The following is a 21,668-nucleotide window of genomic DNA, read 5'->3' as shown; positions in this document are numbered from 1 at the left end:
GGGTGCGGCGGCCCGCGCGGGCCGCCGCACCGCCGCACCGCTCCCGGCGCCCCGGCCGGCCGCCGCCGGGGCGGCTACGCTGGAGGGATGAAACGGCGGGTCCGCCGCTACGCCTGGCTGATGGGCACCTGCCTGGTGCTGTTCGCCGGGTCGCTGCCGGTCTACCACCTGCTCGGGGCCGGGTGGGCGGTGGGCATGTGCGTGGTCGCCATGGTGCTGCCGCCGGTCGCCGCCGCCATCGGCAACACCGCCGACCCCGACGACCCGGACGACCACGACACCCGCTACGGCCCCAACGCCGACCGCTAGCCGGCCCGCTGCCCGCGCGGCCCGGTGCGGCGCCGGGCCGTGGTCGCGGACCGTACCGGGCTCGCGGCCACGCCCCTGCCGGGCGCCGCTCCGCGGGCGCTGCGGCTGCGCCCAGCGGGGCCCGCACGGCCGCTCGCGGACGGCCTGCGAGTACCGCCTGTGGCCTCCGCCGCGCCGGCCGGCGCAGCAGCGGTGAGGCCGCCCGCCGATCCCGTCACCCCGGAGCGCCCTCCTCAGGGCGTGTCCGCCGAGGGGCGGCCGTGCCCTGCGCGGGCGGGTCGGTCCGGCCGGCGTGGGCCAGCGCGCTGGGCGTCAGGCGCCCGACGATCGCCGGGGCCTCGTGGACGAGCGTGTCGTCGGTGAGCGCCTCGACCATGAACAGGGCGAAGTCGACCCGCCGGGTCCGGTTGCTCGCCAGGACGGGGTCGCCGACGTGGCGGCTCCACACGGGCAGGCCCTGGCTCTCGCCCTCTTCGAGGCTGCTGCCCCGGACGACGGTCCACCTGCGGTCGCTGGCGAAGATCCGCCGGCACGCCTCGACCTGGTCGTCGATCTCGACGGCGCGCACCAGGCGGGCCAGCCGGGCGGTGACCTTCAGGGTCGCCCGGAACAGCCGCGAGTAGCGGTCCAGGCCGTCCCGGGTGATGTGCCACCCGCAGGAGAAGACCAGGCGCGCGCCGGGGTCGGCGTGGTCGAGGACCGCCTGCGCCGTGCCCGACGAGTACTGCCGCACCCCCCACGGGACCAGGACGGTCAGCACGCCGTCGCACCCGGCGACCGCCCGCCGGATCACGTCGGGGTCGTTCGTGGCGCCGGGGACGACCGTGATCTCGCCCTCGTACGCGGCGAGCTTGGGGACGCTGCGTTCGCGGCACACGCCGACGACCGCGTAGCCGCGGTCCAGCGCGTGCCGGACCATGTAGCGCCCGAGCTTCCCCGAGGCGCCGATGACGCAGACCTTCCGGACCGGGTTCGTTGCCATGCCCGTTCTCCCGCCTCTGATCTTACTTACGGTGTAAGTAAGCTAAACTTACACCGTAAGTAGCGGGGGCGGTAGTAGTCGGAGGGAGACGCCCATGAGCGAGCGCGGTAAGGGCCGGCGCGCCGGGCGGCAAGGGGCGCCGCTCAGCCGCGCCCGGATTGTCGCCGCCGCGGTGGCGCTGGCCGACGAGAAGGGGGAGCCCGGGGTCACGATGCGGGCGCTCGCCGCCCGGCTGGGCGCCGAGGCGATGTCGCTCTACAACCACGTGGCGGGCCGCGACGACATCCTCGACGGGATGGTCGACGCGGTGTTCGACGAGATCGAACCCCCGAAGCCGGCCGCGGACTGGCGGGGGGCCATGCGCGACCGCGCCGCGTCGACGCGCGCGGCCCTGCTCCGCCACCCCTGGGCCGTGGGCCTCCTGGACTCGCGCAGCACACCCGGCCCGGCGACCCTGCGCCACCACGACGCCGTCCTGGGCGCCCTGCGCGCGGGCGGCTTCTCCGTCGCGGCGGCCGTGCGCGCCTTCTCGGTGATCGACAGCTACCTCTACGGCTTCGTCCTCCAGGAGCGGAGCCTGCCGTTCACCGGCCCGGCCGAACTGGACGAGGTCGCGACGGGCATCCTGCGCGACCTGCCGACCGGCGATTACCCGCACCTCGCGGAGGCCATCACCGAGCACGCCCTGCGACCGGGCTACGACCACGCGGGCGAGTTCACGGCCGGGCTCGACCTGATCCTCGGCGCCCTGCGGCCCGACGGCGACGCGCCCGGCGACGCCGGGTGAGGCGGGCCGCCGCCCGCGCGGTCAGGCGCCGTCCGGGGGCAGGTTCCAGCCGGTGATGACCGGGCGGTCGTGCTCGGTGCCCAGGCTGCTGAGGGTGGCGGTGTCCAGGCGCAGCACCGCGCCCGCCGCCGGGTCGAGCCCCAGGCGGCGGGCGGCGAGCACGCGCAGGACGTGCCCGTGGGCCACCAGCACCACGTCGCCGTCGCCGCCGCGCAGCAGCGGGTCGACGTCGGCGATCACCGCCTCGGTGCGGGCCGCCACGTCGCGCAGCGTCTCCCCGGGGTGCTCGGCGTCACCGGGGACCACGCCGTCCGCCCACAGGTCCCACCCCGGCCGGGTGCGCTGGATCTCGGGGGTGGTCAGCTTCTCGTAGCCGCCGTAGTCCCACTCCATGAGCCGGGGCTCGGGTTCGGCGCCGGTGAGCCCGGCGAGTTCGGCGGTGTGCGCGGCCCGCCGCAGCGGGCTGGTGAGCACCCGGGCGATCCGGCGCCGGGCCAGCAGCGGGCGCAGCGCCCGGGCCTGCTCCGCGCCGCGCTCGGTGAGCGGGACGTCGGTGCGCCCGGTGTGCCAGTGGTTCCTGCTCCACTCGGTCTCGCCGTGCCGGACCAGCAGCAGTTCGCCCATGGCCGATCAACCCCCTTCGCGCGCGGCGGCGGACCGCCCCGGCCCGCCGCCTCCGTACGCTAACCGACCCGGCCCCGCGCAACCGGCCCCGCGCGGCGCCGCCCGCCGGCCGCGCCCCGGGTCAGCGGCCCAGGACCCGGCGCAGGGCGGCCAGGGCCAGCTCGGCGCGGTCGAGCCGGGCGTTGTGCCCCATCAGCCCGATGCGCCACACCGACGCGGCGTACGCGCCGACGCCCGCGCCGATCTCGATGCCGTACTCGGCGAGCAGCCGCTCGCGCACCTTGGCGGAGTCGACGTCATCGGGCACCCGCACCGAGGTGAGCTGCGGCAGCCGGTGCCCCTCGGCCGCGAACAGCTCCAGGTCCAGCTCGCGTAGCCCCTCCTGGAGCCGGGCACCGGCCGCGCGGTGGCGCTCGGCGACGGTCGGCATCCCCTCGGCGGCGATGCGTTCCAGCGCCGCGCCCAGCGACGCCACCAGCGCCACCGGCGCGGTGTGGTGGTAGGTGCGCCCGCCGGGGCCGCCGCGCACGTAGGCGCCGAGCAGGCCCAGGTCGAGGTACCACACGGGCGGGTCGGGGACGCGGCGCGCCCACGCCCGCTCGGAGAAGGTGAACGGGGCCAGCCCCGGGGCCACGCCCAGGCACTTCTGCGTGCCCGCGTAGGCGATGTCGACGCCCCACGCGTCCAGCTCCAGCTCCATCCCGCCGAGCGAGGTCACGCAGTCGACGACCAGCAGCGTGTCGGCGGAGCGGGCGCGCACCGCCGTGCCCAGCGCCGCGATGTCGCTCACCGCCCCGGTGGAGGTCTCGGCGTGGACGGCGGCGACGATCACGGGGGAGGGGTGGGCGGCCAGCACGCGGTCGACGTCGACGGGCGAGCCCCACGCGTGCTCCACCCGGACCACCTGCGCGCCGTAGCGGGCCGCCACCGCGCACATGCGCTCGCCGAACAGGCCGTTCACCGCGACCACGGCGACGTCGCCCGGCCGGACGGTGTTGGCGAACGCCGCCTCCATCCCGATCGACCCGGTCCCCGACAGCGGCAGCGTCAGCGGGTTGGCGGTGCCCCACAGCCCGCGCAGCCGGTCGCAGGCGCGTTCGAGCAGGGCGATGAACTCGGGGTCGAGGTGGCCCAGCAGCGGCGCGGCGAGCCCGGCGGTGGCCTCGGGGTAGGGGTTGCTCGGCCCGGGGCCGAGGAGGATGCGCTCGGTCAAAGCCATGCGGATCACTCTAGGGCCGCCCGCCCACCGGCGCGGCCGCGTCCCGGGAATGGCGGTCGCCCTCCGCGCGTTGCGCGCTGGCGGCGGCCCCGACCGGGGGCGCCCCGGCAGCGGAGGGAGCACGTGGGGATGACGGTGAGCGGGACCGGGACGCGTCCGGACCGGCGGGCGGAGCAGCGGGTGCGGTTGGTCACCATGGCCGACCCGGCGACGGCCCCGATGGTGGCGGAGCTGGCCGACGAGTACCGGCGGCGCTACGGCGCCGAGGCCGCCGCCCGCGAGATGGCCGGCCACCCCGACGCGGAGTTCGCCCCGCCGCACGGCGGCGTGGTGCTGCTGGAGGAGGACGGGGCGCCGGTCGCCGGCGGCGCGTTCCGCCGCGCCGTCACCCCCGGCGCCGCCGAGTTCAAGCGGGTCTGGACCGCCGGCGCGCACCGGCGGCGCGGGCTGGGCCGGCGCGTCATGGCGGAGCTGGAGGCGGCGGCCGCCCGCGCCGGGTACGCGCGGGTGCTCCTGACGACCGGCCCGGCCCAGCCCGAGGCGGTCGCCCTGTACGAGGCGCTGGGCTACGCCCTCGACCCGGCCCAGGGCGTCGACCCCTCGGGCGCCCGCGCCTACTACGCCTTCACCAAGGACCTGCCCGCTTAGACCGCCCCGCGTGCGGCGCGGACCGCGGCATCCGGCGGCCCGCCGTGCGTCCGGCCCGAGAGCGGCTGTCGGGGCGCCCCGCCGTCGAGGTCCGGCCCGCCCTTTCCCCAGGGGCTCGCGGTCCCGCAGCGGTGCCCTGCTCCGCCCAGGCCGCCCGGCCCGGGCGGAGCAGGCCCCGGCGGTGCGCGCGCCGGGGCCTTACCGCGCCGGTGCGGCGGCGCGGTGCGACCGGAGGGCGGCGAGGCCCAACAGGGCCGCGGCGTAGCCGCAGAGGACGGCGAGCCCCGCCCAGCCGGGCAGCGGGAAGTACCCCGCCGACGGGGCGTAATGCGCGACCACCTGGGGGAACTCCCGAAGGGTCTGCGTCACGGCGAAGCCCGCGGCCGGGGTGAGGCGCAGCAGGTGGTCGGCCGCCCCGTCCGGCAGCAGCGGCAGGACCGCCGCCAGATAGGGGAGGAGCAGCGCCGCGGGCGCCAGGACCGCCGCCGCCCACGTGCGCCGCACCAGCGCGCCGACCGCGAGGCCGAACACCGCCGACGCCGCGAAGAGCCCGGCCGTGCCGGCGACGAGACCCAGGTGCGCGGACATCGGCACCGGCGCCGTCCCCGCGCCGCCGGAGCGCAGGATCCACTCGCCCAGCAGGGTCGCGGCGCCCGCGGCGGCCAGTCCGGCCGCGAACGCGCCGGCGCCCACCACGACCGCCCGCGCCGCGAGCCCGCGGCCCGAGGGCGGAGGGCCGGCGGCCGCGAACCGCGCCGCCACCACCAGCACGACGAGCAGACCGGGGGCCAGGCCGACCAGCGCGTCCTCGACCGAAGGGCCGCCCACCGTGCCGACCGGCCCGATGTCCCCGCTGCCGGTGACGGTGAACGCGCCGTCCGCCTCGGTGACGCCCGGCGCCCGGTGGTTCTTCTCCCAGTCGGTGTGGCCCATGTCGCCGACCTGCGTGTGCCGCCACTCCCCGTCGGCGGCACCCTCGACCCGGACCTCCTCGAAGACGGCGGTCGCCTGGGTGAACCGGGTCTGGGCCAGGTGCGCTCCGAGGCCGACCGGCCGCAGCGTCAGGTCGCCCGGGGAGGTGGCGAACATGCCCACCTGGACGGTCTCCGGCAGTCCCGGAAGGTGCGCGGTGCCGACCTCGGTCCACCGCCTCCCGTCGGCGGACTCGTGTCCGGTCACGTCGTCGCCGGAGCGGGTCAGGCGCAGCCAGCGCGGCGCGTCCCCGGCGGCGCCGCCGAGGCGACCCGCGACGTCCTCGGTGTAGTCGTACTGCATCCGGACGCCGTGCTCGCCCGTCGCCATGAGCGCCGCGTACGGCGACCCCGGTGCGGTACCGGCCTTGATCATGACGCCGGCCTTCGCCCAGGGCGCGAGACCCGGGACGATCTCGTCGTGGTCGGGCGGCGGGTAGGTGACGACGCCGGTCATCGAGGCCAGGCGCACGGTGATGGAGCCATCCTCGCCGAGGGGCTGGTGCGCGAAGGAGAACGCGTCGCTCACCGCGCCGCCGTGCGGCCCCACCGGGTCGGTGGGGCAGGCCACCTCGACCGTCCCTTCGGCGCAGGACGACCCGCCGGCGGTGGCGGCGAACGCGGACGCCGCCCCGAGCAGGACGACGACCAGTACCGCGGACGCCATGGCGGCCACCCGGCCCCGGGTGTGGAACAGCGCCCACGCGCGGGGCACGAGAGCGCTCCACGGCGGGCGGGATGTCTCTTCGGTCTCTGTCATGCGGCCGGTTCTACGGGGTCGGCCGTGACCGGGTCCGAACGGCGGCCGTCATGCCGCTGTTATGCCGGACACGGCATGCTGGGGGCCGGCGGCGACGGAAGGGGACGGGATGCCAGGGGGGCCTATGCGGACGGTCCGGGGGCGGTTCACGCTGCTGTACGCCGCCGCGTTCCTGCTGTCCGGGGCCGCCTTGCTGGCCCTGACCAACCTCGCCGCCGGCGGGCGGATGGTCGAACCCGCCCCCGGCACGGTCCCGGCGGAGCGGCCGGCCACGCTCGCGGCCGCCCTGGAGCAGATCGGCCTGCTCCAGGGCCGGCTCGACCAGATCCGGGCGGAGCAGGCGGAGCAGCTGCTCGCCGGGTCGGCGGCCGCCCTCGCGGTCATGGCCGTCGCCTCGGTGGTGCTGGGCCGGTTCCTGGCGGGCCGGGTGCTGCGGCCCCTGCGCGCCGTCACCGCCGCCACCCGGCGGATCTCCGCCGACAACCTGCACGAGCGGCTGGCCCTGCGGGGGCCGGCCGACGAGGTGACCGGCCTCGCCGACACCATCGACGGTCTGCTGGAGCGCCTGGAGGGCGCCTTCGCCGCGCAGCGACGGTTCGTCGCCAACGCCGCCCACGAGCTGCGCACCCCGCTGGCGACCATGCGCGCCGCGCTCGACGTCGCCGCGGCCAAGCCCGGCCCCGTTCCGGCGCAGACGATCGCGCTGGCCGACCGCGTCCGCGCCGAGCTCGACCAGGTCGACCGGCTCCTCGAAGGGTTCCTGATGCTCGCCCGCATGCAGCACGACGCGCTGTCCGACCGGGCGCCGGTCCCCCTCGACCGCGTCCTGGCCGCGTCGGCGGCCGCTCGGGCCGCCGACATCGCCGAGCGGGGCCTGTCCGTGGACGACTCCGGCGTCCGGCCGGGGGTGCTCGCCCCGGGCAGTCGCACCCTCCTGACCCGGCTGGTCGACAACCTCGTCGACAACGCCGTCGTCCACAACCGCGAGGGCGGGCGCATCCGGGTCGCCGCCGCGGCCGACGGCGCGGTGGCGCGGCTCACCGTGGAGACCGACGGGCCGGTGCTCGACCCGGTGCGGCTCGCCCGGCTGGGGCAGCCGTTCCAGCGGCTCGGCGCCGACCGGACCGGCGGCGGGTCCGGCCTCGGCCTCTCCATCGTCGCCGCCATCGCCACCGCGCACGGCGGCGGCCTGGACCTGAGCGCCCGTCCCGAGGGCGGCCTGCGGGCCGTCGTCACCCTGCCGGCGGCCGACACACGGCCGGGAGACCAGCGGTGAGGGTGCTGGTGGTGGAGGACGCGCGCGCCCTCGCCGACGTCCTGGTCGAGGGACTGCGCGACCAGGGCATGGCGGTCGACGCGGCGCACGACGGCCTCGCGGCGGCCGCCCGGATCGACGCCAACGCCTACGACGTGGTGGTCCTCGACCGCGACCTGCCGGGCATCCACGGCGACGTCCTCTGCCGGATGATCACCGAGGGCGGGGGCCGCGCCATGGTGCTGATGCTGACCGCCGCCGACGCGCCCGGCGACCGGGTCGGCGGCCTCACCCTCGGCGCCGACGACTACCTCACCAAGCCGTTCCACTTCCCCGAACTGGTGGCCCGCGTCCGCGCCCTGGCGCGCCGCCGGCCCTTCGTCCGCGCCCGCACGCTGCGCGCGGCGGGCGTCGAGCTCGACCCGGCGCGCCGCACGGCCACCCGCGACGGCCGCCGGCTCGACCTCTCGGTGAAGGAGTTCGCCGTCCTCGAAGCCCTCCTGGACGCCGCCCCGGCTTTCCTCAGCGCCGAGGACCTGCTGGAGAAGGCCTGGGACGAGCACGCCGACCCGTTCACCAACACCGTCGCCGTCACCATCAGCCGCTTGCGCCGGAAACTCGGCGGCCCCGCGGTCATCCTGACCACGCCCGGCGTGGGCTACCGCGTCGCCGACCCCGCCCCCTGACCGGGCGGGCCGCGCCCCCGCACCGGCGGGCGGGGTGGCCGGGGGTGGGGGCCGCTCCTACGATGGGGGGAGGGCCGCCACAAGCGGCCGCACCCGTTCGACGCGCGCAGGAGGACCACCGTGACCGAGCACCAGGACCCGACGGACCACGGCACCTCCGGCGGCGACGCCCCGGTGTTCCGGCCACGGAAGAACGGCCAGGAGCAGCACGTCTCGCCCGAACTGGCCGAGTGGATGCGCACCGGCTGGGCCGACACCGAACTGCGCGACCTCGACCCGATCGACCAGGCCCCCTACGCCGCGAAGCGGCGCGCCGCCGTCAGCGCCCGGTTCCCCGGCGAGCGCCTGGTGGTGCCCGCCGGCACGCTGAAGACCCGCTCCAACGACACCGAGTACGCGTTCCGCGCCGCCAGCGACTACGTGTACCTCTGCGGCGACCAGTCCGACGACGCCTGCCTGGTGTTCGAGCCGCGCCCCGGCGGCGGCCACGACGTCACGGCCTACCTGCGGCCCCGCTCCGACCGCTCCAACGGCGAGTTCTGGCTCGACGGCCACGGCGAGCTGTGGTCGGGCCGCCGGTTCGGCCTCGCCGAGGCCGGGGTCCTGCTCGGCCTGGCGACCCACGACGTGCGCGAGCTGCCGAGCGTGCTGCGGGCCGCACCGCCCGCCCCCACCCGCATCGTGCGCGGCCACGACCCCGCCCTGGAGGCGGTCGTCGCCGAGCTGCCCGGCGCCCCCGCGCCCGAGGACGGCGTCACCCCGGCCGAGGCCGCCGCCGCGCGCGACGCGGAGTTCGCCGTCGCGCTGCACGACCAGCGCCTGGTCAAGGACGAGTGGGAGGTGGGCCAGCTGCAGCGGGCCGTCGACTCAACCGTCCGCGGGTTCGCCGACGTCGTCGCGGCGCTGCCGCAGGCCAAGGCCACCTCCGAGCGCTACGTCGAAGGCACGTTCTTCCTGCGCGCGCGGGTCGAGGGCAACGACGTCGGCTACGGCACCATCGCCGCGTCCGGCCCCAACGCCACCACCCTGCACTGGGTGCGCAACGACGGCCCGGTGCGCGACGGCGACCTGCTGCTGCTCGACGCGGGCGTCGAGACCGACACCCTCTACACCGCCGACGTCACCCGCACCCTGCCCGTCTCCGGCGTGTTCACCGACGCGCAGCGGCGCGTCTACGACCTGGTGTACGCCGCCCAGGAGGCCGGGATCGCCGCGGTCGCCCCGGGCCGCCCCTTCCGCGACTTCCACCGCGCCGCCCAGCGCGTCCTCGCCGAAGGGCTCATCGCCTGGGGGCTGCTGGAGGGCCCGCTCGACCGGGTCCTGGAGCTGGGACTGCAGCGCCGCTACACGCTGCACGGCACCGGGCACATGCTCGGCCTGGACGTGCACGACTGCGCCGCGTCGCGCACCGAGGTGCACCGCGACGGCGACCTGCTGCCCGGGATGGTCCTCACCGTCGAGCCGGGCCTGTACTTCCAGCCCGACGACCTGACCGCGCCCGAGGAGCTGCGCGGTATCGGGGTGCGCATCGAGGACGACGTGCTGGTCACCGCCGACGGCAACCGGGTGCTGTCCGCGGCCCTGCCGCGCACCTCCGCCGACGTGGAGGCCTGGCTGGCCGGCCGCCCGCTGGAGGTCTGACCGCGCCCCGCTCCGGCCGGCGCCGCGCCCCGCGGCGGGCGCGCGGTGCCGGGGGCCGGGCCCGGCGGCGCGGACGCCGGCTACGCCCCGGCGGAGCGCTCGTTGTAGACGCCGGCGTCCTCCTGGCCCGACAGCTCGCGGATGGCCGCCATGATCTCGTCGGTCACCACCCGGCGGGCGCGGCCGGTCTTGAGGTGGCCGTAGCCGTGGGAGAAGTCCATCGGCGCCCCGAACCGGATGCGCACCGGGCTGATCCGCGGCATCCGCGCGCCGATGGGCTGGATGCGCTCGGTCCCGGCCAGCGCCACCGGCACCACCGGGGCGCCCGAGGTCAGTGCCAGGTGGGCCACGCCGGTGCGGCCCCGGTACAGGCGGCCGTCGGGGGAGCGGGTGCCCTCGGGGTAGAGGGAGAACGCCTCGCCGTCCTTGAGGCAGCGCAACCCGACCTCCAGCGCCTCGACCGCGTCGCGGCCCGTGCCGCGCCGCACCGGGACGGCGCCCAGCGCGGTGAACACCGCCTTGGACAGCCGGCCCTTCACCCCGGGCGACTCGAAGTACTCGGCCTTGGCGAGGAACCGGACGCGGCGGGGGACGGCCAGCGGGATCACGACGCTGTCGGAGAACGACAGGTGGTTGCTGGCGAGGATGACCGGCCCGTCGGCGGGGACGTTGGCGAGCCCGTCGATCCGCGGCCGGTAGACCGCTCTGCCCAGCCTCGACCCGATCTCGCGCAGCGTGTCGTACAGCACGCGTCCCCCGCTCGTTCACCCCTGGCACCGTCGCCGCTAAATGTAGCCGGGCGCGGGCGGCCCTCCGACCGCCAGGTCGGCTTCCGGGGGGAGGGGAGCCGGATGCGCGGGGCGGTCGGCGCGGGACGGGCTCAGTCGGCGGCGGTCCAGTCGGCGTTGGCGCCGCACACCACCAGGCACGGGTGCTCGCCGGGCACCCGCCCCGCCAGCCACGCGGCGAAGGGCACCGCCGCGGCGGGTTCGGCGGCGACGCGGAACTCCTCCCACAGCCGGTCGCGGGCCGAGGTGATCTCGGCGTCGGTGACCAGCGCGGTGTCGACCGGGTGCGCGCGCAGCACCGCGAACGGGACGTCGCCCACCCGCGCGGCGCCCAGCGCGGAGGACGCCACGGAGTCGACCGGCCCGGTGACCGGGCGGCCCGCCTCCAGCGCGGCGTGCAGGCCGCGGCACCCCTCGGGCTCGACGCCCACCACGCGCCGGCCGGCCGCGCCCAGGCGCACGCCCGCGACCAGCCCGCCGCCGCCCACCGCCACCGCGACGGTGTCGCACTCGGGCGCGTCGGCGGCGATCTCGTACCCCACGGTGCCCTGCCCGGCGACCACGTCGGGGTCGTCGTAGGCGTGCAGGTAGCGGAGGCCCTCGGCCTCGGCGCGGTCGACGGCGGCGGCCGCCGCCTCGGCGTAGTGGGAGCCGACCCGCACGACCGCGGCGCCCGACGCCTCCAGGCGGCGCGCCTTGACGGCGGGCACGGTCTCGGGGACGTAGACGACGGCCTCCAGGCCCAGCAGCCGGGCCGCCGCCGCGACGCCCAGGCCGTGGTTGCCGCCGGAGGCGGTGACGACCCGGTCGGTGGGCGGGCCGGCGAGCAGCGCGTTGAGCGCGCCGCGCAGCTTGAACGCGCCGGTGAGCTGGAGGTGCTCCAGCTTGAGGGTGAGGGGGCGGCCGTCGACGGTGGCGCGCAGCAGCGGGGTGCGGCGGGCGTAGGGGGCGATGCGTGCGGCCGCCGCCCGGACGTCGGCGGCGGTCGGGGTCCGGGGCGGTGCCGCGGTGCGGGTGCTCATCCTCCCACTCTGCCCGGCGCCGGGGTTAAGTTACATTCGATTGTGCTAATGATCGTGAAGTACTGCTTCATTGCGGGGGCGGCCGCCGCCACCGGGTAAGGCGGGTCCCCGTGCTCGACGCCAACCGGCTCCGCGTGCTCGTCGAGATCGCGCACGCCGGGTCCATCACCGGCGCCGCCGAGCGCCTGTCCTTCACCGCGCCCGCCGTCTCCCAGCAGCTCGCCAAGCTCGAACGCGAACTCGGCTGCGCCCTGGTCGAACGCGGCCGCGGCGGCGCCCGGCTCACCCCGGCGGGGCGGGTGCTGCTCGACCACGGCGAGCGCGTCCTGGGCGAGCTGCGCGCGGCCGAGGCCGCCGTCCGCGCCGTCCAGGGCGAGGCGCCCCGCCGGCTGTCGCTGGGGGCCTTCGCCAGCGCCGGCAAGGTGCTGGTGCCCCGCGCGCTCGCCGAGTTCGGCCGCGCCCACCCGCACGTGCGGCTGGCGCTGTCCGACGTCGAGCCGCCCGACGGCTACGGGCTGGTGACCTCGGGCGAACTGGACCTGCTCATCACCCACAGCTACCCCGGTGTGCCGCTGCCCGCCACCACCGGCCTGCACCGCGAACGGCTCCTCGTCGACCCGCTGCTGCTCGTCCTGCCCGAGGGCCACCCCGCGGCGGGCACCCGCCCCCGGCTGGCCGACCTGGCCGATGAGGAGTGGATCTGCGGCGCGCCCGGCATCTCCAACCGCACCGCCCTGGACTCCGCCGCCCGCGCCGAGGGCGTGCGGCTCGACGTCGCCTACGAGACCCGCGACTACGAGGTGTCCCTGGCGCTCATCCGCGCGGGGGTGGGGGTGGGGCTCATCCCGCGCAGCATCCTGCGCGCCGCGTCCCCCGGCGGGTGGACCGCGCAGCCGCCGGGCGGTGACCGCCCCGCCCGCGAGATCTACGCCGTGCACCGCCGCCGGCCCTATCCGCCGGTGCCGGCGATGGTCGCCGTGCTGCGCACCGCCGCCGAACGCGTCAACGGCTGACCGGCCCGGCCGTCAGTCCGCCGGGGGCGGTGCGGCCGGCGGGGGCGGCGAGCCGCCGCGCGGCGCGGGCGCCCGCCACCGGTAGCGCAGCGAGCCGGCGCGCAGCGCGAAGCACGCCGCGGCCCCGGCGAACGCCGGCCAGGCCCCCGCCGCGCCCGCCACGGCGGCGACCACCACCACGGCCGCCCCGGTCAGCGCCGGGATGGCGTAGAGGTGGCTGTCGCGGCTGAGCACGGTCGGCACCCGGTCCATCAGCACGTCGCGCAGCGTGCCCCCGCCCACCCCGGTGATCCCGCCCAGCACGATCGCCTGCACCGGCCCGATCCCGGCCTCCACGGCCTTGGCCGCCCCGGTGACGCAGAACAGGCTCAGCCCGGCCGCGTCGGCCAGGGCGATGGGCCGCGCCAGGTGGTCCAGCCGCCGGTCGAGCAGGAACGCGAGCGGCGCGGCGGACATGGCGACCGCCAGGTAGCGCCAGTCCTGGAAGGTCGCGGGCGGCACCCCCAGGAGCAGGTCGCGGATGACCCCGCCGCCCATGGCGGTGACCACGCCCAGCACGACGACGCCGACGATGTCCACGCGGCCCGACCGGATCGCGGTGAGCGCGCCGTCGACCGCGAACGCGAACACGCCCGCGAGGTCGAGCAGGAGCAGGAGCGTAGCGGTGTCCATGCCTCAGCTCTCGCCGCGGTCCAACGGGGAGTGGCTGGCGATCTCGGGGCTGGTGGCGCACGGGTTCGGGGTCTGCCTCATCCCGCGCCTGGCCCCGGTGCCGCCCGAGCACCGGGTGGTGCGGGTGCGGCTGACCGGGAGTCCCGTGCCCTCGCGCCGGCTCATCGCGTGCGTGCGGCGGGGGAGCGCGGACCAGCCGCTGATCGCGCGCGGGCTCGCGGCCCTGGACGCCGCAGCGGCGGCCCTGGGGGCGGTCGGCGCGGGCGGGGAGCGAGCGCACCGGGGGGCGGGAGGAGAGGGCGGGAATGGTGACGGAACGTACCCGTAAAGGCACCATCAGCCGATCACAGGTCCATTTCAGGACGAAAGTCCCCGGCCTTTCCGCCGTTGCGGCGCACGCCACGGAAATTCCCCCGGCCGGCCCTCCGCGTGGTCCGACACCGCCCCGGGGTACCCCCTGTGACCTGCGCTGACCCCGCCGCGGAACGACACCTCCACCCTATGCGATTTCCTTGCCGTTCGCCGGTGTTCTCCGTCCTCATGTTTTAGGCCCCCTTTGCGCGGTAGGGCATGCAGCGTGCGGCCGCCAGTAGAGAAAGCCGGAAGGGACAGGGGTTCCATGAGCGAGGAGAGCACCGAGCGCGACGACGCCGAGGGCGGCGGCGCGCGGCGGAGGAAGAAGCCGTCGGTGACGGCGCGCATCCGCCAGGCGCGCGAGCAGTTCGAAGAGGTCACCGGCATCGCCGTGGAGCACGTGTCCGGCGTCGAGAAGACCGGCGACGGGTGGTCCGTGACGATGGAGGCCCTCGAACTCCAGCGCGTGCCCGACACCGTCAGCCTCCTCGCCACCTACACCGTCGACATCGACTCCGACGGCGACCTCACCGGCTACAACCGGGTGCGCCGCTACACCCGCGGGCGCGGCGACGGACGCTGACCCCTCGCGCCGGCCGCGCACCCACGATCCAAGGTCCGATCCCGGCGACGCCGGATCGGACGGAAGGAGACGACCATGACGGTCATGCAGCAGTCCTCGGGCGGCGGTAAGTCGTCCGGCAACCTGTACGAAGTCCTCGACCTCATCCTCGACAAGGGATTGGTCATCGACGTGTTCGCGCGAGTCTCCCTCGTCGGCATCGAACTCCTCACCGTCGACGTCCGCATCGTCGTGGCCAGCGTCGACACCTACCTGCGGTTCGCCGAGGCGTGCAACCGCCTCGACCTCACCAGCAGCGGCGGCGTGGGCCTGCCCGACCTGGTCGGGGGCACGATGGAGAGCGGCTCCCACGGCAAGGCCAAGGGCGCGCTGAGCGGCGCCGCCGAGGCCATCTCGGAGTCCTTCCAGCGGGGCCGCGACGACGAGCAGGACAAGGAGAAGCAGCCCGTGCGCCGCCGCCGCACGGCCAAGAAGGAGGGCGACGAGTGAGCACCTACGTCTACGGGATCGTCCGGGACAACGAGGTCCTCGACGCGGCCAAGCTGACCGGGGTGGGCGAGCCGCCCGCCGAGGTGCGCTCGGTGCGCGCCGCCGGCCTCGCCGCCGTGGTCAGCACCGCCCCGGAGGGCCTGCGCGCCAAGCGCCGCGACCTCGCCGCCCACCAGGAGGTCCTGGTGGAGCTGGCCCGGCACGGGTCCGTGCTGCCGATGCGCTTCGGCAGCGTCGCCGACAGCGAGGAGGAAGTGGCCGCGGAGCTGGAACGCTCCCGCGACCACTACGACCGGCTGCTCACGACGCTGGAGGACCGGGTCGAGGTCAACGTCAAGGCCACCCACATCGAGGAGGCCGCCCTGCGCCTCGTCCTGACCGAGGACGAGGGCCTGCGCGCCGAGAACGAGCGGCTCCGCGCGTCCGGCGGCGGCACCCCCGCCGAGCGGATGGCGTTCGGTGAGCGCGTCGCCGAGGCGCTGGAGGACCTGCGGGCCCGCGGCTCCGAGGCCGTCGTCCGGCCCCTGCGCGCCCACGCCGAGCAGGTCGTCATCGGCCCGCCGGTCGACGGCTGCCTGGCCAACGTCTCGCTGCTCGTCCACCGCGACCGGCTCGACGACGTCGCCCAGGAGGTCAACGGCCTGCGCGCCGCCCTCGGCGAGCTCATGGACATCCGGCTCAACGGCCCGCTGCCCCCGTACAGCTTCGTCACCGAGGCGGCCCAGACGGGCTGACCCGGGGAGGGAGGCCCCATGGGCCTGCTCAAGGAGATCCTCCTCGCACCCGCCGCGCCGATCCGGTTCGTGGACTGGACGGCGCGGCAGGTGCTCGACGCCGCGGAGCGCGAGTACTACGACCCCGCGGCCATCCGGCAGCAGCTCGCCGCCCTCGCCGAGCAGGTCGACGCGGGGGAGCTGTCCGAGGAGGAGTTCGACCGCATGGAGGACGAACTCCTGGACCGGCTCGAAGAGGCCGAGCGCTACCGCGACGCGACCTGAGACGAACAAAGGACCACCCGATGGGCAACACCGGAACAGCAGTGAAGATCGGGGCGGCCGCCATCGGCGGCTACATCCTCGGTAGACGGAAGAAGTTGAAGCTCGCCATCGGGCTCGGCCTCTACCTTGGCGCAAAGAAACTGGACATCAGCCCGCAGATGCTGGTGAAGGGCCTGACCAAGGAGCTGTCGAGCCTTCCCGTCGTCGGCGAGCTGAAGGACCAGACCCGCGAGCAGCTGCTCGGCGCGGGCAAGGACGCCGCGGGCAAGCTCGTCACCACGTGGGCGGGCAACCTCGCCGACTCCCTCAACGACCGCACCGAGCGCCTGCGCAGTGGAGCCACCGGGGCGGCCTCCTCGGCCGCCGGCGCCGCCACCGGCGCGGTCGGCACCGCCGCCGGCACGCGCGGCGGCGACGACGAGGACGCGGACGACGACCACGACGCCGACGACCGCGACGGCGCGGAGCGCGACGAGGCGCGCGGCGCCGACGACGGCGCCGACGGGGCTAAGGCCTCCCGCACCAACCAGCGGACGCGGCGCGGCACCGCGAGCGCCGCCAAGAGCACGACGAAGAGCGCCGCGAAGAAGGGCCGGGCCGCGTCGTCGTCCGCCGCCAAGCCGGCCCGCCGCCGCACGCGCTCCACCGACGGGGAGGGCGACCGTGGCTGACTCCTCCGCCGGCCCCCTCGCGCGGCTGCGCGAGGCGGCCGACCGCAACGAGGGCACGTCCCGGCTCGCCGACGCCGTCGGGGGCTACCTGTCCGCCAAGGCCGGCAGCCTCGTCACCGGCGCCGCCGGGAGGCTCGGCGGCGCGGTCGAGCGCATGGCGGGCGGCGGGCACGGCGGTGTGCTGCTGGAGAGCGGCAAGAAGATCGCCCAGGGCAAGAACCCCGCCGGGGCGGTCGCCTCGGCCGGGCTGTCCGGCGTCAAGCACAAGGCGAAGGGCCTCTTCGGCCGGCTGTCCGGCGGCAGCGGCGGCAGCGGGCCCAAGGCCATCAACATCGTGGAGGACATCGACGTCGGCGTCCCCGTGCGCGTCGCCTACAACCAGTGGACCCGCTTCCCCGACTTCGGCAGCTTCACCAAGGGCGTGCAGAGCGTCGAGAAGACCGACGACACCGGGTCGAACTGGCGGGCCAAGGTGTGGTGGTCGACGCGGAGCTGGAAGGCGAGCGTCACCGAGCAGGTGCAGGACGAGCGCATCGCCTGGACCACCGAGGCCGCCAAGGGCACCATGAAGGGCGTCGTCACCTTCCACCCGCTGGGTGAGAACCTGACCCGCGTGCTGCTGGTCGTGGAGTACTACCCCAAGGGGCTGTTCGAGCGGACCGGCAACATCTGGCGCGCCCAGGGCCGCCGCCTCCGCCTCGACCTCAAGCACTACCGCCGCCAGGTCATGATGATGGCCCGGGCCGACGCGGCCGAGCTGGACGGCTGGCGCGGCGAGATCCGCGAGGGCGGCGTCGTCCTGAGCCACGACGACGCCCTGGCGCTGGAGGAGGCCGGCCTCACCGACGAGCAGTGGGCCGAGCTGGAGGAGTTGGCCGAGGACGAGCGCGCCGAACTCGCCGCACTGGACGACGACGAGCGCGCCGAACTGGCCGGACTCGCCGACGCCGACGAGACCGGCGAGGCCGACGAGGCCGACGAGGTCGACGCGGCCGACGAGGACGCGGACGCCGAGGGCGGGCCGGTGGACGAGGAGGAGGACGTCGACCGGGACGAGCCGCCCGCCGACGAGGACGACGAGGACCTTGAGGACGTCGAGGACGCCGACGAGTTCGTGGACGACGAGCCGGAGGACGAGGCCGTCGACGACGAGGCCGTCGAGGAGGAGCCCGACGAGGACGACGTCGAGGACGAGGAGTACGACGACGAGCCCGTCGAGGACGAACCCGCGGAGCAGCGCCGTTGACCCGCGCGCCGCGGCCCGCCGCGCGCACCGCGCGGCGGGCCGCCCGGCCCCGGGCACGGCGCCGGACATGAGGAGGAGGCGGACATGACCGAACCGACACCATGGCGGGGGGAGCCCCGGCAGGTGCGCTCGTCGGGCGGATCGTCCTCGGCCAACCTGGCCGACGTGCTGGAGCGCGTGCTCGACAAGGGCGTCGTCATCGCCGGGGACATCAAGATCAACCTCCTCGACATCGAGCTGCTGACCATCAAGCTGCGGCTGCTCGTCGCCTCCGTCGACAAGGCCAAGGAGATGGGCATCGACTGGTGGGAGCACGACCCCGCCCTGTCGTCCTCGGCCATGGCCCGCGGCGACGAGGAGCTGGCCGAGGAGAACCGGCAGCTGCGCGAGCGCATCGCCGCCCTGGAGGAGCACGCCGCGCTGGAGCAGGGCACCGGCGCCGCCGACCCGGTCGCCGACGCGGCGGCGGGCGGCGGCGAGCGCGCCCCGGCCCGCCGGGACGGCGACGAGGACGGCGGCGACGGCCGCGACGGCGACGGACGGGAGGACCGATGAGTGAGGAGCCGCGCGCCGGCTACGTCTACGCGGTGGCGCGCCCCTTCGACCCCGCGCCCCTGGCCGGGCTGGAGGGGGTCGGCGGGTACCCGGTGCACACGGTGGTGGTGGCCGACCTCGCCGCCGTGGTGAGCACCGTCCCGCTGCACGAGTTCGACGAGGAGGCCCTGAAGGCCAACCTGGAGGACCTGCGCTGGCTGGAGGGCGTCGCCCGCGCGCACAACGCGGTGATCGACGCGGTCGCCCAGCACGCCGTCGTCGCCCCGCTGCGGCTGGCCACCGTCTACCACGGCGACGACCGCGTCCGCGAGGTCCTGCGCGAGGGGCACGACACCTTCGACGCGGCCCTGCGCCGGCTGACCGGCCGGCTGGAGTTCGGCGTCAAGGTTTACGCCGACCCCTCCACCCGCGGCACGGCGCCCGCCGATGCCCCCGCCGCACCGGCCGCCCCCGGGGAGAGCCCCGGCAAGGCGTACCTGCGCCGCCGCCGCGAGCAGCGCGACCGCCGCGACGACACCTGGCGCACCGCCGCCGACCTGTGCGACCGGGTCGACGCGGCCCTGTGCGAGTTCGCCGACGCCCGCGAGCAGCACCGGCCGCAGGACGCCTCGCTGTCGGGGGCCGCCGGGGAGAACGTGCTCAACGCCGCCTACCTGGTGCCCGCCGAGCACGCCGACAGCTTCCTGCGCGCCGCCGAGCGGTTGCGCGCCGATGCCCCCGAGGGCACCCGGGTCGAGGTGTCGGGGCCGTGGGCGCCCTACTCGTTCGCGTCCATCGACGCCGGGGAGGTGCCCGCGTGAGCCCGCAGGACCCGGACGGCCGGGGCCCGGCACCGGCCCGCGCGCCGGTGCGCGGCGGTGAGGGGTCGGGGTTCCCCGAGCCCGAGGGGGGCTTCACCGGGTTCCCCGAGGGCAGCCACTCGCTGGCCCGGATGCTGGACGAGGACCACCCGCTGGCCAACCGCGACATCTCCCTGGTGGACCTGCTCGACCGGGTCCTCGCCAAGGGCGTCGTGGTCAGCGGCGACCTGACCATCTCCATCGCCGACGTCGACCTGGTGCGCGTGTCGCTGCGCGCCCTGGTGTCGTCGGTCAACGAGAAGGTGCCCTCCCCGTGGGAGCACGGGCACCCGCTGGCCGGCTGGATCCGCACCTGAGCCGGCCGGCCCCGCAGCACGGAAGGAGCGACGCGATGCCCGACGAGCCGACGAGGGGGGCCGCCGACGACCGCGGCGGCACCGGCGGGCCGGCGCCCGTTGTCACCGGCACCGTCCACGGCCCACAGGAGGCGGCGCGCCGTGAGGAGGAGGCGGCGGCCCGTGCGGAGGCGGGCCGGGGCGGGGCCCGCGTCACCGTCCACGACCCCGGCGACGGACCGTACCGGGTCGAGGGGCGGGTCGAACGCGACATCCTCGGCGAACTCCAGAGCGCCCTCGACCGTACGGCGGAGGGCGCCGCCCCCGCGCCGTCCGAGGAGGAGGGCGGCGCCGCGTCGCTGCGGCGACGCATCGCCACCGAGCCCGACACGGTCGAGCGGGACCTGATCAAGCTCATCCTCACCGTGGTCGAGCTGGTCCGCCAGCTCATGGAGCGCCAGGCCCTGCGCCGCGTCGACCAGGGCGACCTCAGCGAGGACCAGGAGGAGCGCATCGGCATGACGCTGATGCTGCTGGAGGAGCGCATGACCGAGCTGCGCGAGCGCTACGGCCTGTCGGCCGCCGACCTCAACCTCGACCTCGGCCCCCTCGGCTCCCTCCTGCCCGCCTCCGGCGACTGACCGGCGCGCCGCCGCCCGGACGCCGTCCGGGCGGCGGCGCGGCTCAGCGCAGGTCGCGGCGGCGGAGCAGCAGCGCCCCCGCCGCGATCAGCGCCGCGGCGATCCCGGTGAGCACGAGTCCGGGGACCGGGTCGGCCGGGCCGACCGGGAGCTGGGGCACCCGGGCGTAGGGCGAGAGCGCGAGCACCCCGCTGCCGACGAACCCCAGTTCCACCAGGAGTTCGAGCAGGAACAGGAAGCCGAGGACGGTGAAGGCGGCCGCGCCGGCGATCCGCGGGACCGCGCCGTAGAGCAGGGCGGCGACCGCGACGAGCAGCCAGACCGCCGGCAGCCGGACGAGGGCGGCGGCCGCCATGGCCGCGAGCTGCCCGGCCTCACCCGTCGCCGCGGCGCGGACCACGCCGAGCCCGGCCCCGAAGGCGAGTTGGATGAGCGCGGTGCCGGTGAGGGCCACCACCAGCGCGCCGCCGGCCCAGCGGAGCCGGGAGACCGGCGCGGCGAGCACGTTCTCGGCCCGGCCCCCGGTCTCGTCGCCCCGCAGCCCGACGACCGTGTGGATGCCGTAGACCGTGGTGACCTGCGCGAAGACGTAGGCGACGAAGGCGATGAACGCCGGCTCCGGGTCGGGTCCGGACACCAGCCCGCTGAGCGCGCCGCCGCCGGCGAGCTGCCGGGCGGCGCTGCCGGCGACCGCCGCGACCAGCGCCCCGAAGACCCCCATCGCGGCCACCCAGGCGGCCAGCGTGCCCGCGTTCAACCGGAACGCCAGGCCGACCGGTCCGCGCGGCCACCGGCCCGCGCCGGGCCGGCCGTCGCGCTCGGGGAGCAGGCCGCCGCCCACGTCGCGCGTCCCCAGCAGCGCGGCGGCGCCCAGGAGGGCGGCGGTGAGCGCGAGGACGAGGAGCACCGGCCGGCCGTCGTCGGCGGCGAAGGGCTGGACGGACCGCAGCCAGCCGTAGGGGGAGGCGCGGTGCAGCGCCGGCAGGCCCGCCGCGTCCGCCGTCCCGCGCACGGCGTACAGGACCGCCAGGACGCCGACGGCCAGGCCCACCGCGCCGCGCGAGGTCGCCGCGGCCATCGCGGCGACGGCGCCCACGCCGGTCATGAAGGCGCCGGCGGCGAAGAACTGCGCTCCGGCGAGCACCGACCCCGTGGCCGGGAAGCCCAGCGCCGCGTACCCGGCGGTGACGGCGGCCGTCGTGGCGAGGGTGGCGCCGAGCGCGGTGGCCACGGACGCGGCGAGGGGGGTGAGGCGGCCCAGGGCCGCGGCCCCCAGGAGTTCGCGGTAGCCGTCCTCCACGGCGGTCCTGGTGTGCCGGATCACGGTGAAGGCGCCCGCGAGCCCGAGCAGCAGCGCGGCCAGCCCCTGCACCCGCCACACCGCGATCCCCGCCACGGTGGCGCTGTTGATGCGTCCGATCATGAAGACCTCGGCCGGGGAGCGGTTGGTCTCCTCGGCGTACGCGGCCCGCGCCTCGTCCGTGGGGACGACCGCGCCGATCGACGCGGCGATGCCGATGATGAGGAGCGCGGCCAGCCCGAACCAGAGGGTGAGGCGGACGCGGTCGCGGCGCAGGACGAGGCGCAGGAACGGCCCGAGGCCGGTGAGGGCGTCCATG

At 76.6% G+C, this 21,668-nt stretch carries 26 protein-coding genes; 18 read left to right on the top strand and 8 right to left on the bottom strand.

What is annotated here, in order from left to right; all coding sequences use genetic code 11:
* Positions 1-87 precede the first annotated feature (87 nt).
* Entirely contained in the window at positions 88-309 is a 222-nt protein-coding gene (locus tag NT8_RS09755; protein ID WP_067966544.1) for a DUF3099 domain-containing protein, read from the top strand.
* Between the two features lie 214 nt (positions 310-523).
* Here the strand turns inward: NT8_RS09755 and NT8_RS09750 are convergent, their stop codons facing one another.
* Positions 524-1,291, bottom strand: a complete 768-nt coding sequence (locus tag NT8_RS09750; RefSeq protein WP_067966541.1) for an NAD(P)-dependent oxidoreductase — start codon at positions 1,289-1,291, stop codon at positions 524-526.
* A gap of 94 nt (positions 1,292-1,385) precedes the next feature.
* Between NT8_RS09750 and NT8_RS09745 the strand changes: the two genes are divergently transcribed.
* A complete protein-coding gene (locus NT8_RS09745) occupies positions 1,386-2,078 on the top strand; it encodes a TetR/AcrR family transcriptional regulator (protein ID WP_067966538.1) in 693 nt (230 codons plus the stop codon).
* 21 nt (positions 2,079-2,099) lie between these two features.
* Here the strand turns inward: NT8_RS09745 and NT8_RS09740 are convergent, their stop codons facing one another.
* Together NT8_RS09740 and NT8_RS09735 are read right to left on the bottom strand one after the other, a co-directional pair.
* On the bottom strand, positions 2,100-2,702 hold the full coding sequence (locus tag NT8_RS09740; protein WP_067966536.1) for a histidine phosphatase family protein: 603 nt from the start codon (positions 2,700-2,702) through the stop codon (positions 2,100-2,102).
* A 121-nt stretch (positions 2,703-2,823) separates the two neighbouring features.
* On the bottom strand, positions 2,824-3,921 hold the full coding sequence (locus NT8_RS09735; protein WP_067966533.1) for a pyridoxal-phosphate-dependent aminotransferase family protein: 1,098 nt from the start codon (positions 3,919-3,921) through the stop codon (positions 2,824-2,826).
* A gap of 129 nt (positions 3,922-4,050) precedes the next feature.
* Between NT8_RS09735 and NT8_RS09730 the strand changes: the two genes are divergently transcribed.
* A complete protein-coding gene (locus NT8_RS09730) occupies positions 4,051-4,569 on the top strand; it encodes a GNAT family N-acetyltransferase (RefSeq protein WP_067966530.1) in 519 nt (172 codons plus the stop codon).
* Between the two features lie 198 nt (positions 4,570-4,767).
* Here the strand turns inward: NT8_RS09730 and NT8_RS09725 are convergent, their stop codons facing one another.
* Entirely contained in the window at positions 4,768-6,300 is a 1,533-nt protein-coding gene (locus NT8_RS09725; protein ID WP_067966527.1) for a DUF1349 domain-containing protein, read from the bottom strand.
* Positions 6,301-6,424: 124 nt separating this feature from the next.
* Between NT8_RS09725 and NT8_RS09720 the strand changes: the two genes are divergently transcribed.
* The 3 genes from NT8_RS09720 (at position 6,425) to NT8_RS09710 (ending at position 9,882) form a co-directional block, all read left to right on the top strand.
* Complete coding sequence (locus NT8_RS09720; protein WP_084468786.1) at positions 6,425-7,576, top strand: HAMP domain-containing sensor histidine kinase; 1,152 nt, start codon at positions 6,425-6,427, stop codon at positions 7,574-7,576.
* On the top strand, positions 7,573-8,241 hold the full coding sequence (locus tag NT8_RS09715; RefSeq protein ID WP_174549548.1) for a response regulator transcription factor: 669 nt from the start codon (positions 7,573-7,575) through the stop codon (positions 8,239-8,241). Before NT8_RS09720 ends, NT8_RS09715 begins: the two co-directional genes overlap by 4 nt.
* Before the next feature lie 120 nt (positions 8,242-8,361).
* Positions 8,362-9,882, top strand: coding sequence for an aminopeptidase P family protein (locus NT8_RS09710; RefSeq protein WP_067966522.1), 1,521 nt, complete (start codon positions 8,362-8,364; stop codon positions 9,880-9,882).
* An 80-nt stretch (positions 9,883-9,962) separates the two neighbouring features.
* Here the strand turns inward: NT8_RS09710 and NT8_RS09705 are convergent, their stop codons facing one another.
* Entirely contained in the window at positions 9,963-10,631 is a 669-nt protein-coding gene (locus NT8_RS09705) for a lysophospholipid acyltransferase family protein (RefSeq protein WP_067966520.1), read from the bottom strand.
* Between the two features lie 131 nt (positions 10,632-10,762).
* A complete protein-coding gene (locus NT8_RS09700) occupies positions 10,763-11,692 on the bottom strand; it encodes a serine/threonine dehydratase (RefSeq protein WP_067966517.1) in 930 nt (309 codons plus the stop codon).
* A 110-nt stretch (positions 11,693-11,802) separates the two neighbouring features.
* Between NT8_RS09700 and NT8_RS09695 the strand changes: the two genes are divergently transcribed.
* On the top strand, positions 11,803-12,705 hold the full coding sequence (locus tag NT8_RS09695; RefSeq protein ID WP_067966515.1) for a LysR family transcriptional regulator: 903 nt from the start codon (positions 11,803-11,805) through the stop codon (positions 12,703-12,705).
* A gap of 12 nt (positions 12,706-12,717) precedes the next feature.
* Here NT8_RS09695 and NT8_RS09690 read toward each other — a convergent pair whose 3' ends face one another.
* On the bottom strand, positions 12,718-13,377 hold the full coding sequence (locus tag NT8_RS09690) for a trimeric intracellular cation channel family protein (protein WP_067966512.1): 660 nt from the start codon (positions 13,375-13,377) through the stop codon (positions 12,718-12,720).
* Between NT8_RS09690 and NT8_RS30270 the strand changes: the two genes are divergently transcribed.
* The 11 genes from NT8_RS30270 (at position 13,376) to NT8_RS30750 (ending at position 20,049) form a co-directional block, all read left to right on the top strand.
* Positions 13,376-13,705: a LysR substrate-binding domain-containing protein gene (locus NT8_RS30270; protein ID WP_174549547.1), complete on the top strand. Its 330-nt coding sequence runs from the start codon at positions 13,376-13,378 to the stop codon at positions 13,703-13,705. The two genes, NT8_RS09690 and NT8_RS30270, sit on opposite strands and share 2 nt — an antisense overlap.
* A 291-nt stretch (positions 13,706-13,996) precedes the next feature.
* The gene (locus NT8_RS09680) at positions 13,997-14,314 is read left to right on the top strand and encodes a gas vesicle protein GvpO (RefSeq protein ID WP_067966508.1); all 318 of its coding nucleotides are present in this window, start codon (positions 13,997-13,999) and stop codon (positions 14,312-14,314) included.
* Positions 14,315-14,389: 75 nt separating this feature from the next.
* The gene (locus NT8_RS09675; RefSeq protein ID WP_067966505.1) at positions 14,390-14,803 is read left to right on the top strand and encodes a gas vesicle structural protein GvpA; all 414 of its coding nucleotides are present in this window, start codon (positions 14,390-14,392) and stop codon (positions 14,801-14,803) included.
* Positions 14,800-15,537, top strand: a complete 738-nt coding sequence (locus tag NT8_RS09670; RefSeq protein ID WP_067966503.1) for a GvpL/GvpF family gas vesicle protein — start codon at positions 14,800-14,802, stop codon at positions 15,535-15,537. Before NT8_RS09675 ends, NT8_RS09670 begins: the two co-directional genes overlap by 4 nt.
* An 18-nt stretch (positions 15,538-15,555) precedes the next feature.
* Positions 15,556-15,801 (top strand): gas vesicle protein GvpG, encoded by a 246-nt coding sequence (locus NT8_RS09665; protein ID WP_067966500.1) that lies wholly within the window; start codon positions 15,556-15,558, stop codon positions 15,799-15,801.
* A 20-nt stretch (positions 15,802-15,821) separates the two neighbouring features.
* Complete coding sequence (locus tag NT8_RS09660; protein WP_067966497.1) at positions 15,822-16,472, top strand: hypothetical protein; 651 nt, start codon at positions 15,822-15,824, stop codon at positions 16,470-16,472.
* Positions 16,465-17,718: an SRPBCC family protein gene (locus tag NT8_RS09655; protein WP_067966494.1), complete on the top strand. Its 1,254-nt coding sequence runs from the start codon at positions 16,465-16,467 to the stop codon at positions 17,716-17,718. Before NT8_RS09660 ends, NT8_RS09655 begins: the two co-directional genes overlap by 8 nt.
* A gap of 84 nt (positions 17,719-17,802) precedes the next feature.
* Entirely contained in the window at positions 17,803-18,273 is a 471-nt protein-coding gene (locus tag NT8_RS09650; RefSeq protein ID WP_067966491.1) for a gas vesicle protein, read from the top strand.
* Positions 18,270-19,073, top strand: coding sequence for a GvpL/GvpF family gas vesicle protein (locus NT8_RS09645; protein WP_067966488.1), 804 nt, complete (start codon positions 18,270-18,272; stop codon positions 19,071-19,073). The genes NT8_RS09650 and NT8_RS09645 overlap by 4 nt, the downstream gene beginning before the upstream one ends.
* Positions 19,070-19,429, top strand: a complete 360-nt coding sequence (locus NT8_RS09640) for a gas vesicle protein (protein WP_245646105.1) — start codon at positions 19,070-19,072, stop codon at positions 19,427-19,429. Before NT8_RS09645 ends, NT8_RS09640 begins: the two co-directional genes overlap by 4 nt.
* A gap of 35 nt (positions 19,430-19,464) precedes the next feature.
* Entirely contained in the window at positions 19,465-20,049 is a 585-nt protein-coding gene (locus NT8_RS30750; protein WP_245646104.1) for a gas vesicle protein K, read from the top strand.
* Between the two features lie 43 nt (positions 20,050-20,092).
* On the opposite strand, the gene NT8_RS09630 is transcribed toward NT8_RS30750, so the two are convergent.
* Positions 20,093-21,667: a hypothetical protein gene (locus NT8_RS09630; protein ID WP_067966484.1), complete on the bottom strand. Its 1,575-nt coding sequence runs from the start codon at positions 21,665-21,667 to the stop codon at positions 20,093-20,095.
* Between the last annotated feature and the right edge of the window lies 1 nt (position 21,668).

It is taken from the genome of Nocardiopsis trehalosi NBRC 14201, assembly GCF_001552555.1.
GTDB classification, from domain to species: domain Bacteria; phylum Actinomycetota; class Actinomycetes; order Streptosporangiales; family Streptosporangiaceae; genus Nocardiopsis_B; species Nocardiopsis_B trehalosi.
Note: the sequence above shows the minus strand (reverse complement) of the source record. Positions and strands in the feature narration are given on the sequence as shown.

Coding starts and splice junctions, on each gene's coding strand:
- NT8_RS30750 (WP_245646104.1), top strand. CDS start 19,465: ATGCCCGACGAGCCGACGAGGGGGGCCGCCGACGACCGCGGCGGCACC.
- NT8_RS09750 (WP_067966541.1), bottom strand. CDS start 1,291: ATGGCAACGAACCCGGTCCGGAAGGTCTGCGTCATCGGCGCCTCGGGG.
- NT8_RS09675 (WP_067966505.1), top strand. CDS start 14,390: ATGACGGTCATGCAGCAGTCCTCGGGCGGCGGTAAGTCGTCCGGCAAC.
- NT8_RS09745 (WP_067966538.1), top strand. CDS start 1,386: ATGAGCGAGCGCGGTAAGGGCCGGCGCGCCGGGCGGCAAGGGGCGCCG.
- NT8_RS09680 (WP_067966508.1), top strand. CDS start 13,997: ATGAGCGAGGAGAGCACCGAGCGCGACGACGCCGAGGGCGGCGGCGCG.
- NT8_RS09700 (WP_067966517.1), bottom strand. CDS start 11,692: ATGAGCACCCGCACCGCGGCACCGCCCCGGACCCCGACCGCCGCCGAC.
- NT8_RS09720 (WP_084468786.1), top strand. CDS start 6,425: ATGCGGACGGTCCGGGGGCGGTTCACGCTGCTGTACGCCGCCGCGTTC.
- NT8_RS30270 (WP_174549547.1), top strand. CDS start 13,376: ATGCCTCAGCTCTCGCCGCGGTCCAACGGGGAGTGGCTGGCGATCTCG.
- NT8_RS09725 (WP_067966527.1), bottom strand. CDS start 6,300: ATGACAGAGACCGAAGAGACATCCCGCCCGCCGTGGAGCGCTCTCGTG.
- NT8_RS09665 (WP_067966500.1), top strand. CDS start 15,556: ATGGGCCTGCTCAAGGAGATCCTCCTCGCACCCGCCGCGCCGATCCGG.
- NT8_RS09660 (WP_067966497.1), top strand. CDS start 15,822: ATGGGCAACACCGGAACAGCAGTGAAGATCGGGGCGGCCGCCATCGGC.
- NT8_RS09650 (WP_067966491.1), top strand. CDS start 17,803: ATGACCGAACCGACACCATGGCGGGGGGAGCCCCGGCAGGTGCGCTCG.
- NT8_RS09740 (WP_067966536.1), bottom strand. CDS start 2,702: ATGGGCGAACTGCTGCTGGTCCGGCACGGCGAGACCGAGTGGAGCAGG.
- NT8_RS09735 (WP_067966533.1), bottom strand. CDS start 3,921: ATGGCTTTGACCGAGCGCATCCTCCTCGGCCCCGGGCCGAGCAACCCC.
- NT8_RS09755 (WP_067966544.1), top strand. CDS start 88: ATGAAACGGCGGGTCCGCCGCTACGCCTGGCTGATGGGCACCTGCCTG.
- NT8_RS09645 (WP_067966488.1), top strand. CDS start 18,270: ATGAGTGAGGAGCCGCGCGCCGGCTACGTCTACGCGGTGGCGCGCCCC.
- NT8_RS09690 (WP_067966512.1), bottom strand. CDS start 13,377: ATGGACACCGCTACGCTCCTGCTCCTGCTCGACCTCGCGGGCGTGTTC.
- NT8_RS09730 (WP_067966530.1), top strand. CDS start 4,051: ATGACGGTGAGCGGGACCGGGACGCGTCCGGACCGGCGGGCGGAGCAG.
- NT8_RS09630 (WP_067966484.1), bottom strand. CDS start 21,667: ATGGACGCCCTCACCGGCCTCGGGCCGTTCCTGCGCCTCGTCCTGCGC.